Here is a 12904-nt window from a genome sequence, read left to right on the forward strand (position 1 = left end):
AGGAAAAAGCTCTCGGTCTGCGGCAACAGAACAAGAGCCCTCTAAAAATTTAAAATTTTAACACCTACATGATACCATGGGTAGTGACTTTTTGCGCTTTTTTTAGCTTGTGTTTTCATATAAAAATTCTCTCACTTATCCGAACTAACGCTCGTTCGAACAAGTGAACTACAAAAAAAAGAGAAATCGGATTTCCATCCGGTTTCTCTTTTTGATTACATTTGGCTTGGAGCTTTCACGCCTAGGAGACGTAGGCTTTCTTGTAAGATTAAGGTGGTTGCTTTTACTAATACTAAGCGTGCATTTAACTGCTCGTCTTCGTTCAATACGCGGGAATTTCCGTAGTATTTATTGAAAGCTTGGGATAGATGCAAGGAATATTTCGCGATAACAGATGGTTCGAATTTTTCGAAAGCTGTTAAAACGATATCTGGGAAACTATTGATTAGTTTGATTACTTCCCATGAATACTCATCGTCCAAGTTCAAGTCGCCTTCTAGATCCAATTCTACATTCGCTTTACGCAGAATGCTGAGGGCACGTGCATTGGTATACTGCACATATGGGCCGGTTTCTCCTTCGAATTGAACTACTTCTTCTAAAACAAAGTCAAAGTTATTTAAGCGGTCATTTTTCAAATCATGGAAAATAACTGCTCCGATCCCAACTTGTTTCGCAACTTCTTCTTTGTCCTCAAGGGTTGGGTTCTTTTCATTGATTTGCGCCAATGCTAAGCTGGTTGCTTCATTTAGTACTTCTTCCAGTAAGATTACTTTCCCTTTACGGGTAGACAGTTTCTTCCCGCCTTGCGTAATCAAACCAAACGGAATGTGGTGCATGTCTTCCGCCCAGTCGAAGTCCATTTCCTTCAATACGGCTTTCAATTGTTTGAAGTGGTTGCTTTGCTCGTTTCCTACTGCATACAATGACAGTGCAAAGTCGTACGTGCGTTTGCGGTAAATAGCCGCTGCTAGGTCACGGGTAATGTATAAGGTTGCCCCATCTGATTTTTTAATCAAGGCCGGATTCAAGTTGTAGGCATCCAAGTTTACGATGGTTGCGCCGCGGTCTGTTGTAAGGAGGTTTTTCTCTTCTAACAGCTCAACAACCTCATCCATTTTGTCATTGTAGAATGCTTCTCCGTTGAAGGAATCAAATGTAATGTCCAGCATTTCGTAAATCTTCATGAACTCTTTCAATGATTCACTACGGAACCATTTCCACAAGGACGTTGCTTCTTCATCGTTGTCTTCCAATTTTTTGAACCAAGCACGTGCTTCGTCTTCTAAATCGGTATCTTCTTCGGCTACTTCATGGAAACGTACATATAGCTTCAACAGTTCCGCAATCGGCTCTGCCTTCACTTCTTCCTCGCTGCCCCATTTTTTGTATGCAACAATCAACTTACCAAACTGAGTTCCCCAGTCACCTAAGTGGTTGATTTTAACGGGTTTGTAACCAACCTTTTCAACAATATTCGCCAGCGCGTTCCCGATTACGGTTGAACGCAAGTGCCCCATGGAAATGGGTTTTGCAATATTTGGTGAGGACATATCAATCGGTACGTTTTGGCCGTTCCCCACTTTTGCATCGCCATATGCGCCTTTTTCAGCTGCGATTTCACGTAACACTGCCGCACTGACTTCATTTTTATTCATGAAAAAGTTGACGTAAGGTCCGACCGGTTCTGTTTTAGCGATGAAATCGTGATTAATTTTTTCCGCTAATTCACCAGCAATCATTTGTGGAGCTTTGCGAAATACTTTCGCTAAAGAGAAAGCAGGAAAAGCTACATCCCCGTGCTCGACATGTTTGGGTGCTTCTAATAAGTTGTATACTTCATCTACAGTCAGATGTTCAGACACATGTTGCTGAATTTCCTTGGCAACCAACAATTTGTAATCCATTTTTTTACTCCTTTTCTGTCTTCATAAAAAAACGTCTCCTTTTGCCCAAGCAAAAGAGAGACAATTATCCGCTACAATCGTCTTCTTAAAAACGATGGCACTCGAATAACCGATGATTGAATCGTTTATTTTCTACAAGTGCAAGTTCTCTATATCTCTCATAATATAGCAAGAAAACAGAAACTTGTCCATTTCTTTTTCCAACACCATATCGTTTGATAAGCGTTGTTCTCTTACGTACACTAAGACTATCAAGATAACAGGAGGGATTTTTATGCCATGGACCGAAAAAGATTACCCCGCTAGTTGGAAAAATTTTGATGAGACGACACGTTTGAAGGCCATTGATATTGCTAATGCGATGTTGGAAGAAGGGTATAAGGAAGAAGATGCAATCCCAATCGCAACGGCTCAAGCCAAAAAATGGGTGGACGATGCGACCGACGAGGAAAAGAAAGAATTAGAGAAAAAAGATGTTACGGAACATGAAAAAAGGGACCGTAGTAAGAGCCCCGAATACATGGAACAAAATGTCCATGTGCAATACGATCACGATGATAAAGAATGGGATATAAAAACAGAAGGTGCCAAGCGTGCTTCTCAGACCTTTGATACAAAAAAGGATGCAGAGAAACGAGCAAAAGAAATTGCCAAAAAGCGTGACACCGACGTTATTTCACATAAAAAAGATGAATCCAAGTAGCTTAAAAGGCAAAGTATAAGGAGTGCAATAAGTATTCCACTTCATACTTAACCGTCAGCTTCCATAAGTATCGTTTTAATGCTTCTAGAGAGAGTGTGCCTTGTTGATATTTTCCTAAACGTTGGAAAAAGGCGCTCTCTTCTTTTTCTGTGGCCACATTCTTGAAGTAACCCCAGACGTGTTGGGCAGCATTCACAGCATAACCAGCATTTTGTCCCAAGGCATAAATCTGCTCAATGATGCGGTAGAACGCAACCGTTTGATTTTGTTCTTTGTTTTTCAAGAGTTCCCGGATTTCTTCGTAAAATGCAGGAGATTTTTCCAGAACGGCGTATTTGTACCGTGCCCACTCTTCTTCCAGATGGCGAACTTGATACGGTTCTTCTGTTGCGACGATGCATTTTACTGCGGATAAGTTTTTGTCTTTCACTTCCAGCATAATATCCACATTTGGATCAGGTAGTTTTCGGTAGAAATCCAAGAACAAGTCCAAATAAATCGTTGGTGTATGAGCACCCAACCGTTTCTCCGCATCTTGTTGGGAATAATGAATTTTCTGTTTGCCGTCTTTCTCCTGCCACGTAGCATTTGCTGCCTCAATCCAATACGCATCCGACTTCTCTGGATCAGACGGATTTACAGCATTATGCAAATTATCATACACAACGGGAATCTCACATTCTCTTGACAGTGCGAGGACATCTTCAATGTTATACAAACGATCATCATTTTCAATTACCAAACGGTCTTTGATTCGTTGTTCCAGTGTTTGATAAGTACTGGCGAACCGCGCCATGGCAGTTTCTTTCTCCCCGTAGATTCCCCCTACATGCAGGACTACTTTGTGTGAAGCATCGGTGCCGAGTGCTTCGAGAACTTTTACATGATAATCCAAATCATCAATCGCTCGCGCTACAACCCCTTCATCCGGCGAGTTCAACACGGTGTATTGCCCAGGATGGAAGGAAACACGCATGCCGTTTTGTTTAATTTTTTCACCAATTCGTTGGAATTCTGTTTTAAAGAGGGTAGACCAATCTAGTTCATTCACAGGACTCGAACCGAACGGAATCAACCCTGAACTAATCCGGAACAACCGAATGTTGTTCGCCTCATTAAAGTCAATCATCCGCTCTAATGATTGCAAGTTGTGGGAAATCAAAGTTGTTAATGAATCTTCGGTTACATTTTTTTGCGTGATGGATTTCATATCCGTATCCAAAACGCCTACTGTTAAACACGCATAGCCTATACTCATCTGTAACGCCCCTTTATGTTCGATATGCGTCTATTCTAGCACGGAAGACGTAAAAGAGACGAACCAAACACTTTTTCAACCTCCTAAGGGTTTTCATTAAACCTTTTTGGCTCCGGTTGTTACAATAAAAGAGTAAAAAATAGATTTGTAAAGGAGAGATCGTATGCGCGCTGTAACATGGCAAGGAAATGAAAAGATGGTTGTTAAAACGGTTCCCGATCCAGAAATTCAAAAGCCTACTGATATGATTGTACGAATTACCTCTACTGCTATTTGTGGGTCGGATTTACACCTCTACCACAATGGGAAAATGATTATGGAAGAGGATTATGTGGTCGGACACGAACCAATGGGGATTGTTGAAGAAGTTGGTTCTGCTGTGAAGACTGTGAAAAAAGGCGACCGCGTGGTGATTCCGTTTAACATCAGCTGCGGTGAATGTTGGTATTGTACCCATGACATGGAGAGCCAATGCGACCAGTCGAATGACAACCATGCCGTTGATTTTGGGGGATTGTTCGGCTACGGGAAATTGAACGGCAGCCACCCAGGAGGACAAGCAGAATTCTTGCGGGTACCTTTTGCAGACCAAACTTCTTTTGTCGTACCTGACCACACCCTGCCTGATGAAAAAGTGTTGTTCCTCTCAGACGTCATTCCCACTTCTTATTGGAACGTGGAGAAAAGTGGGGTTAAAGAAGGCGATACGGTTATTGTTCTCGGCTGTGGACCAATCGGCTTGATGACACAAAAGTTTGCCAAAATGAAAGGCGCTAAACGAGTCATTGCGGTTGACACCGTGAAACATCGTTTGGAATTGGCCAAATCGTATAATGATGTAGAAATTTATGATTTCAGTAATACCAACATCGTGAAAATGGGCTTGGAATTATATGAAAGAACGAATGGCGGAGCCGATGTCGTGATTGATTGTGTCGGGATGGATGGCGTAAAACCAACGATGGAGAAAGCTCGAAATATGGTGAGCCCTCAAATGGGAACCATCACTCCAATTCTGACTGCTTCTGAATGTGTTCGCAAATTCGGTACGGTGCATCTCTCAGGGGTATATTTAACGCCTGCATCTTCTTTTCCACTGAATGTTTTATTCAGTCGGAACGTCAACTTGACGATGGGACAAGCACCAGTCGTTCACTTGATGCCGAAATTGTATGACATGATTATTGAAGAAAAATTCGATCCGACAACGATTATCACCCACTCCATGCCGCTCGAAGATGCTGCTGAAGCGTATGATATTTTCGATAAGAAAAAAGATAACAACGTGAAAGTCATTTTGAAACCATAATCATAAAGAGATCCAAAAAGAGCGAATGAGTGTCGCTCCCTTTGGATCTCTATTTAAATTCATATTGGTAGACAACCGTACTAGCAGAAGTGGTTTGATGCAGCCGTGATAGAAGACCTAATAAAACGGCTCCGTATCGACCGAGTTGATCTGGAATAAGGTGAGCATTCTTGATGACAATCATTCGCTTCGAAAAATCAGTTGTCAAGCAATCCCAGAGCGCATCCAGATTATTGCCATAATGATCTGGCAACTCGAGCACTTCTTTCAGGATGGCATGTGCCGTTTGTTTATCGGTAAAATCTTTCCCATCTAACACAACGCGTTTCATTACTTACTCCTCCCCATATAGCTGCTCGAAGGATTCATAATGATCAGCGGTATAGAAAATCAGACCATCATCAGAGAAAATCAAACGTTCTGCATTGCGGTGACCGCCTTCGTAATTTACATCCGCTTCATAATAGTCACGGCCGGGAGCTTCAGGCAGAAGCCCTTCATAATTGCCGAAATAATTCCCGCCAATCACCATCCCATCCGCTACTTCCCATAAATTCCCTTTGGATGGTTCCCAACCCAAATCTTCTGCTTCATCTTTCGTCAGATAATTCGGGGGTAATTCTTCATATAAATAGAGGTATTCTGCTACCTCGTCCTCCTGATAGTACCACTCGCCTTCCACTACACCAGCTGTTGGTTCAACTAGTAACGTGCTGCAGGCAGTCAAAATACTTAGCAGAAAAAGAATGAGTAGCGAACTACCCTTTTTAAATCGTTTCATAACCATTTCCTCTTAGCTTTTCTTTACAAATTTCGTCTTACAAGTTGGGCAAGTAATGGAAATCTTCCCATGCCCTTTTGGAACGCGCACTTTTTGCTTGCAGTTGGGACACTTGTAGAAACGATGGGCTTTCCTTTGCTCATAGGCTGTTCTTCTTTTTTGTACCTTTTGATCCTGAGCATGGAACTTATTCAAAATGTGTCTTTTATATTGAAGAAACTTTTGATTTTGATAGGCAAATTTTTGTTTGTCTTTCGAGAACGTACGGATATACATCCATAAGATTAATCCGAACCCAATCCACAAGATGAGGTCACTGTTAAACAGCATCCCAACGACACCGACCAAAGCACCAGCTTTCACTAAAAATTGTGAAAAGTCATCTACGCGGTTCGCTTTTTGCATAATGTTTTGAAACCATTGGATAAATTTATTCATCAGTAGAGGCGTAACCCTCTTCACTTCCCTTCTCTATTCGTTATCTTCCATTATAACGCACAAGAAAGAATATGTACCGGGCTAAAGGATGATTTTTTACGCACGGAATGTCTGTTTGATATCGAAATTCTGTAAAATACGATACGACGTTTCCCGTAATTCTTCTTGATTGGTGAAGTCCCCACTCAATAATTCCGGCAATACATTGGCCAAGAAATACTGGACAGAAGCCATCTCCTTAAATTGGAGAATCGTTGTCAGTGACTCTTCAAATATTTCTGTAAATAAACTTTCTGGGTTTCCTTTTTGAATTTCGCCAAATGATTCGTACAGTAAATCCACTTTATCCGCAACGGATAGGATTTTCCCTTCCAGAGTATCGTCCTTCCCTTCCTTCAAGCGGCCGGCATAAACTTCCTGGAATTCTTCGGGAATTTCCGTATGAATGAACTGTGCTGTCATACTTTCTTCCACCTTCGCCAGTTGCGCCCGCAAGGTTGGATCGGCATACTTCACCGGCGTTTTAATATCCCCAATAAATAGTTCCGTGTAGTCATGGTTCAAGGCTTTTTCATACAAGGAGCGCCAATCAATTTCATTTCCTTCATGCTCTTCCACTGTGCCTAGAAATTGAGCAATTTGTGTAACCTTAAAGGAGTGAGCGGCAACAGAATGTTCCTGATACTTAAATTTCCCCGGACAACGAAAAATATTCTCCAAATCACTTAAGCTCTTAATATATTGATGCATTCCCATATTTTCTCATCCTTTCTGTCTTTTGATAAATTTTTACTATGTTAGCACATTCGAGAAGGGGATGCAAATTCATTTCAGGTCTTCTTTCTTGCGGCCCCTTCCAAGCGTGCTAAAATTATTTGATAATATGATAATAAGGGGACTTTTTATGGATTCTAGCATACAAAAGGCTTATGATAAGTATTCGAACCGTACCTTTATGACTCTCCTTGGTCTCTACCAAGGTCACTACGGCAAACTCGCTCTCTACTCACTCTTCTATGTGATCAAGCGAATCCCCGCTTGGATCATGCCCGTCATCATCGCCAATGTTATCAACGCTGCCACTCAAGGAACCGAAAACAGTCTGCGTCAAATTTATCTGAATGGTATTATTTTATTCGTTTTAGTATTCCAAAATATCTTTACGAATTATCTTCATGCAAAGTATCATAGCCAAGCCATCCGAAAGGTTGAAACGGGCCTGCGTCAGTCCATGATTGAAAAGTTACAAGAACTTTCGATCCCTTTTCAAAAACAGCTCCAGTCTGGTCACATCCAGTCAAAAATCATGCGCGATGTAGAAGCCATTCAAATGCTCTCTTCCCAAGTTTTTGTCAGCATGCTGAATGTTGTGATGAACTTGGCCGTTGCTTTGACTATCACCTTTGTGGCAAGCCCGACTGTTTTTCTCTTTTTTCTTCTGACTGTGCCCATTGCCTCTCTACGATTCGCGATGCAGACCGGATCGCCGTAATTGAAGATGGTCACTGCGTGGAAGTAGGAACCTACGACGAATTAATGGCTCAAAAAGGAAAGTTCTATCTCTTTTCAAGTTTGCAGTCGTAAACTGGTCTCCTATTTAATCTATAAAAAAAGCTGCTTCAAGATTCAAGATAGGAGTCCTATCTGATATCTGAGAGCAGTTTTATTTTTGATTTAACTAATTTTTGAAATACTATCGATTCGTTGTTCGATATAGGCATGAACTTGATTGCGCGGAATATCCAACGCCACCGCAAATTCGCCGTACAATAATTCTTCTGCTTTTCGCATGAAGAACTTGTCTGTTTGACCCATTTTTTTGTTCTTGGTTTCAGCAATTCTTCCCTTTTCATATACAGAAATAATCAGCTGAATCAAGTCTTCACAGTCATTGGATTGAAGAACCGTTGTATATTTTTCCTTCAAGAGGGATGCATTTGTTGGCCCTCCTGTTTCGGCTTGAATATGGGGAATCTGATCAATGAGCTCATCTGCAATTTCTTTAGAAATGACTGGCCTCATGAATATCTTCGTGTCGACCGGGGTGTATACTCTCCCATTGCGATACAGCGGTTGAAGTGCATAATACAACTTCTCAGCATCGACACCCGTAATATCAAGTTTTTCCATCGCCTCGACTTTACAAACACCTTCATTACCGTAGACAACATAATCATTTACTTGATACAATTTTTGTCCTCCTTTGAATTGACCCAAGCTCATTGAGCTACCAGCTACATTGTTATATTCCTATTATAACAGATTTTGGATTTTTTCTCTAATGGCAAAATGTTGAAGTAAATTTATACATTGAAAAAGAGTGCCAGAAGTGTCGGGTTTCTTGTCCATCACTTCTAGCACTCTCTCTTTTATTCTGTCTTGTCTTTCTCTGCCTGCAAATCATCCATCATATCCATGAACGCTTCGCGTTCTGCTTGAGAATCGATTGCTTCTGCATAATCATAGCGATTACCGATAATCTTGATGTGTTGTTGCAGATTTACGAAAGTAGTCGGCTCATCGCCACCATACTCTCCGTCTAGATTAATCATAATCCGTTGATTGTCTTTGGATTCCACTTTTACAAAGTTGGTCTTCGCGTACAACACTTGCGAGTGCCCAATATGTTTTCCCCCGTTTAATACGGAACCAATAATTTGAAGAATCTCAAAAATATTAGCGGTTTTTACAACAAATAAGGAAAATTTACCGTCGCCTAACACAATATCTGGATCCAGCATTTCGAAGCCACCCGTAGAATTGGTCATGGCTACGAAAAACATAGACGCCTTCCCATCATACACGCCACCTTCATATTCAATATGCATATGGATCGGCTTGATGTTGGGCAATTTCTCTGCACCTTTTACGAGGTAAGCTAAATATCCAAAAGCTGTTTTCAACTTGGTCGGAACTTCATAAGTCAAGTCCGTCAAGTATCCGCCTGCTGCGATATTTACGAAGTACTGCTGGTTTGCACGACCAATATCCATTGGAATCTCGTGCCCGGCCGCAATCACACGCGCTGCATCCAAGAGACTTGCACGCGGAATCTTCAACGCTCGCGCATAATCATTTGTCGTACCGGCTGGAATAATTCCAACGGTGGGACGTTTTTCTAAGTCGGCAATTCCGTTAATGACTTCATTTACGGTGCCATCTCCACCAGCAGCCACAATTAAATCAAAGCCAGAAATGGCAGCCCTTCTTGCTTCCTTAGCCGCTGATTTGGGCTCAGGCGTAGTCGCAAAAGCGCTGGCTTCATATCCTGCTTCTTCTAGAATTTGCAGAATATCAATCATATTCCTTTTTAATTGTTCCCGCCCCGCAGACGGATTGTAAATTACTCGTGCCTTCATGATTCTGTGCCTCTTCTTTCACTGTCATTAAATCAATTCGTTGGTTATTATATCATACTTTCCGATCACCAACCTACTTTTCAACAGTGAGTTCTACTTCTACTCCGTAATGATCGCTAACAACCGGCGCATCGATGCCATCAAAGGTAACTTGATAAGTAGCGACTTGGAAATGACTGGTTAAAAACACATAATCAATTCGTAATTGGTCGGCATTGCCTTCCCAACCGTCAATACTCTTCTCCACTGTATAATTCCCATTTCTCTTATCTGCCACCGTGTATGCGTCATTCAAGTAAGGTGCGCTCGCTAGAAGATGGTCATACCCTTCATCGTTACGATCCGCCGCATTATTGAAGTCTCCCATCAAAAGGAGCGGCAGATTCTTTCCATTCAAATATTCCACTGTCTGTTGCCATTCATATGGAAAACCAGCTTCCCACCAAGAATAATGACAACTCAAAACCAACACTTCTTGATCCTGAATCAGCGTTTTACCGGCCAGTATCCGCCTTGTATGGTAATCATGAAAGTCGTTTGCGGTTGAAACTAACAAACTTTCTGGAGAAATGGCTGTTTTCGAAAGAATCGCGGCTCCCTCGGCAAAACGGTCATAACCAAGATGACTCTCGGACCAGCTCCAGTGATAACGATGTCCGTTCTCCTTCAGTAACTCAACCAGCCGGTAAGCGAAATTGTCTTCGTGAATCGGCCATTGGTCTTCCACTGGATGGAAAAAGGCATCAACTGGTGCGACATTCGAATCCAATAATTGATTCACTTCCTGCAAGGCAATGATTTCATATTGTTCTTCGCCAATTTTTTCAGCTAATTGCTGGAGCTTCTGTTCTGGATTTTCCTCCATCCAACTGTGTGTATTCAACGTAAGTAGTTTCATTGTTCCCATCCTTTACAAGAAAAGAGGCTGGGACTGACTCCCGCCTCTTTCACAATTTTCTATATTTCGAAAGTTCCGATTTGATTTCTAGCAGCTTTTTGTCCGGTTTCAACCAATTTGAATTCCTTCACTTGGTCCCCATTCGTAAATACTACCACAATCGTCGTTTCTTTTCCTTCTGCTTGAACAGCTTCTAGATTCATTTCTGCAATCAAGTCGCCTGCACGTAATTCTTGCCCTTCTTCTATATGAAGAGTAAAGGCGTTATTTTTCAATTCAACGGTATTAATTCCCATATGAACCAAAACTTCGATTCCTTCTTCTGTTACCAAACCAATTGCATGCTTCGTTGGGAATACTGCTGCAACTTTTCCGTGAATCGGCGCATAAACATTGCCGTTTGTTGGCTCTACAGCGAATCCGTCACCCATCATTTTTTGGGAGAATACAGGATCATTCACTTGGTCAATCGGCATTACTACACCGTCTGCGACCGTTAGAATGTCTCTCTTCACGCCTTGTGCAACTACTTCTGCTGCTTCTTCAGCAATCGGTTCTTCTACCGTTGTGCGGGCTGGCAAAGCAACGTTCGAATCCAACAAGTCTTGGATGTCTGATTTCAGCACATCCGCCTTTGGACCATAAACAGCTTGTACGCCGTTATCTTTTACGATCAAGCCCATTGCTCCTGCTTTCTTCCATTCTTGCTCATTTCCAACAGCAGCTTTGTCTGATACGGTTACACGAAGTCTTGTCATACAAGCGTCTACGTCAACGATGTTCTCGCGGCCGCCTAGTAGGCCAACAATGGTCGCAGCTTGTTGGTTTACATTCGCTGCACTGCTTTCAGTGGAAGTTGTTGTTGCTTCTGTACCTTCATTTTCGTAGTTTCCGTTACGTCCTGGTGTAGCAAAGTTGAATTTTTGAATCATGAACTTCGCTATGAAGTACGTCAATACTGCATAAACAACAACTACAAGTACAAAGCTAATCAGGTCTCTGCCTAATCCTGCTTGTATCGCGATTGGTGTTCTCGTTAGCAACTCAATATTACCGAAAGAATGCAAACGCAGCGGCAGGATGTCCGCCATTGCAAAAGCAGTTCCTTGGATAAATGCGTATACCACATACAATGGAACAGCAGCAAACATAAACATAAATTCAAGCGGCTCCGTTACCCCAGTCAAGAATACAGCAAGCGCTGCAGAAATATACATGGATTTGTAGCGATCACGTTTGTCAGCATCCACGTTCTTATACATTGCAAACGCAAGTCCCATCAAGATACCAGAAGCACCAATCATTTGTCCTACTTTGAAACGAGCTGGTGTCCAGCCAGTCAATACGGATTCATATTGTGCCACATCGGTTCCTCTTAAGTTCACCAAGTCTGTTGCCCAAGCCAACCACAGAGGGTCTTGACCAAACACTTGCGTGCCTGCTTGTGCACCTGAAAGGATGGTATAAGTTCCACCTAGTTGCGTGTAGTTGATTGGAATCGTCAGCATATGGTGCAAGCCGAACGGCAATAACAAACGTTCCAGTGTTCCGTACAAGAATGGTGCCAAAATTGGTGCTGTATCTTGCGACTGCGCAATCCATAGACCAAAGTTGTTAATTCCAGCTTGAATGTAGGGCCATACAATTGCCAACCCTAATGAAATAAGGGTAGACCATAAAATTACCACGAATGGTACGAAGCGTTTTCCGTTAAAGAAGGACAATGCGTCCGGAAGTTTACGGAAGTTGTAGTACTTGTTGTAGGCCATCGCCCCAACAAAACCAGCGATAATTCCGACGAATACACCCATATTCAAAGCAGGTGCTTCTAATACACTTGTAAAGAAACCGTTCACCATAATCTTTGTTCCAAAAATCGTATGAGTAAAAGCTTCAGGATCATTCAACATATCGCCTGTTACACCAAAGATGGAACCGGTAATTCGGTTAATTAAGACAAACGACACACCTGCAGCGAATGCTCCGCCAGCGCGGTCCTTCGCCCAGCTCCCACCAATTGCAAGAGCAAATAAAATATGCAAGTTCCCAATGATTGCCCAACCAATATTCTCAATAACGCTACCAGTAGTAACGAGTAATCCTAAATCTTGGTTTATCAAAGGAATGGTTTTACCAATACTGATCATCAAACCAGCAGCTGGCATTACTGCGATAACAACCATTAAGGCTTTACCGAATTTTTGCCAAAATTCAAAGTTAAAAACTTTCTTCACGACTTTTCCTCCTAATT

Annotated in this window: 12 protein-coding genes and 1 pseudogene; 3 read left to right on the top strand and 10 right to left on the bottom strand. The window is 42.0% G+C overall.

What is annotated here, in order from left to right:
• Positions 1-215: 215 nt before the first annotated feature.
• Positions 216-1907, bottom strand: a complete 1692-nt coding sequence (gene argS, locus PVE40_RS00410; RefSeq protein WP_274729908.1) for an arginine--tRNA ligase — start codon at positions 1905-1907, stop codon at positions 216-218.
• 274 nt (positions 1908-2181) lie between these two features.
• On the opposite strand from argS, the gene PVE40_RS00415 reads away from it, so the two are divergent.
• Positions 2182-2610, top strand: coding sequence for a DUF2188 domain-containing protein (locus PVE40_RS00415; RefSeq protein ID WP_274729909.1), 429 nt, complete (start codon positions 2182-2184; stop codon positions 2608-2610).
• Between the two features lies 1 nt (position 2611).
• On the opposite strand, the gene uvsE is transcribed toward PVE40_RS00415, so the two are convergent.
• The gene (uvsE, locus tag PVE40_RS00420) at positions 2612-3868 is read right to left on the bottom strand and encodes a UV DNA damage repair endonuclease UvsE (RefSeq protein WP_274729910.1); all 1257 of its coding nucleotides are present in this window, start codon (positions 3866-3868) and stop codon (positions 2612-2614) included.
• Positions 3869-4031: 163 nt separating this feature from the next.
• Between uvsE and PVE40_RS00425 the strand changes: the two genes are divergently transcribed.
• Positions 4032-5177, top strand: coding sequence for an alcohol dehydrogenase catalytic domain-containing protein (locus PVE40_RS00425; protein ID WP_274729911.1), 1146 nt, complete (start codon positions 4032-4034; stop codon positions 5175-5177).
• Positions 5178-5226: 49 nt separating this feature from the next.
• Here the strand turns inward: PVE40_RS00425 and PVE40_RS00430 are convergent, their stop codons facing one another.
• The 4 genes from PVE40_RS00430 to PVE40_RS00445 form a co-directional block, all read right to left on the bottom strand.
• Complete coding sequence (locus tag PVE40_RS00430) at positions 5227-5508, bottom strand: barstar family protein (RefSeq protein WP_274729912.1); 282 nt, start codon at positions 5506-5508, stop codon at positions 5227-5229.
• Positions 5509-5511: 3 nt separating this feature from the next.
• Positions 5512-5958, bottom strand: a complete 447-nt coding sequence (locus PVE40_RS00435; protein WP_274729913.1) for a ribonuclease domain-containing protein — start codon at positions 5956-5958, stop codon at positions 5512-5514.
• A gap of 12 nt (positions 5959-5970) precedes the next feature.
• Complete coding sequence (locus PVE40_RS00440) at positions 5971-6396, bottom strand: hypothetical protein (protein WP_274729914.1); 426 nt, start codon at positions 6394-6396, stop codon at positions 5971-5973.
• Positions 6397-6492: 96 nt separating this feature from the next.
• Positions 6493-7152, bottom strand: coding sequence for an HD domain-containing protein (locus tag PVE40_RS00445; RefSeq protein WP_274729915.1), 660 nt, complete (start codon positions 7150-7152; stop codon positions 6493-6495).
• Positions 7153-7300: 148 nt separating this feature from the next.
• On the opposite strand from PVE40_RS00445, the pseudogene PVE40_RS00450 reads away from it, so the two are divergent.
• Positions 7301-7855 (top strand): annotated as a pseudogene (locus tag PVE40_RS00450) (ABC transporter transmembrane domain-containing protein); the annotation flags it as partial.
• A 215-nt stretch (positions 7856-8070) separates the two neighbouring features.
• Here PVE40_RS00450 and PVE40_RS00455 read toward each other — a convergent pair.
• From PVE40_RS00455 to PVE40_RS00470, 4 genes are all read right to left on the bottom strand, one after another.
• Positions 8071-8586 (bottom strand): CarD family transcriptional regulator, encoded by a 516-nt coding sequence (locus PVE40_RS00455; RefSeq protein ID WP_274729917.1) that lies wholly within the window; start codon positions 8584-8586, stop codon positions 8071-8073.
• A gap of 179 nt (positions 8587-8765) precedes the next feature.
• A complete protein-coding gene (locus PVE40_RS00460; RefSeq protein WP_274729976.1) occupies positions 8766-9758 on the bottom strand; it encodes a diacylglycerol kinase in 993 nt (330 codons plus the stop codon).
• Between the two features lie 70 nt (positions 9759-9828).
• On the bottom strand, positions 9829-10653 hold the full coding sequence (locus tag PVE40_RS00465; protein WP_274729918.1) for an endonuclease/exonuclease/phosphatase family protein: 825 nt from the start codon (positions 10651-10653) through the stop codon (positions 9829-9831).
• 59 nt (positions 10654-10712) lie between these two features.
• Positions 10713-12887 (bottom strand): PTS transporter subunit IIBC, encoded by a 2175-nt coding sequence (locus tag PVE40_RS00470; RefSeq protein WP_274729919.1) that lies wholly within the window; start codon positions 12885-12887, stop codon positions 10713-10715.
• Positions 12888-12904 lie beyond the last annotated feature (17 nt).

Source organism: Jeotgalibaca caeni (assembly GCF_028863945.1).
Lineage (GTDB): Bacteria > Bacillota > Bacilli > Lactobacillales > Aerococcaceae > Jeotgalibaca > Jeotgalibaca caeni.

Excerpts from the sequence above, each read along its gene's own strand:
- argS (WP_274729908.1), bottom strand. The coding sequence starts at position 1,907 with ATGGATTACAAATTGTTGGTTGCCAAGGAAATTCAGCAACATGTGTCT.
- PVE40_RS00415 (WP_274729909.1), top strand. The coding sequence starts at position 2,182 with ATGCCATGGACCGAAAAAGATTACCCCGCTAGTTGGAAAAATTTTGAT.
- uvsE (WP_274729910.1), bottom strand. The coding sequence starts at position 3,868 with ATGAGTATAGGCTATGCGTGTTTAACAGTAGGCGTTTTGGATACGGAT.
- PVE40_RS00425 (WP_274729911.1), top strand. The coding sequence starts at position 4,032 with ATGCGCGCTGTAACATGGCAAGGAAATGAAAAGATGGTTGTTAAAACG.
- PVE40_RS00430 (WP_274729912.1), bottom strand. The coding sequence starts at position 5,508 with ATGAAACGCGTTGTGTTAGATGGGAAAGATTTTACCGATAAACAAACG.
- PVE40_RS00435 (WP_274729913.1), bottom strand. The coding sequence starts at position 5,958 with ATGAAACGATTTAAAAAGGGTAGTTCGCTACTCATTCTTTTTCTGCTA.
- PVE40_RS00440 (WP_274729914.1), bottom strand. The coding sequence starts at position 6,396 with ATGAATAAATTTATCCAATGGTTTCAAAACATTATGCAAAAAGCGAAC.
- PVE40_RS00445 (WP_274729915.1), bottom strand. The coding sequence starts at position 7,152 with ATGGGAATGCATCAATATATTAAGAGCTTAAGTGATTTGGAGAATATT.
- PVE40_RS00465 (WP_274729918.1), bottom strand. The coding sequence starts at position 10,653 with ATGAAACTACTTACGTTGAATACACACAGTTGGATGGAGGAAAATCCA.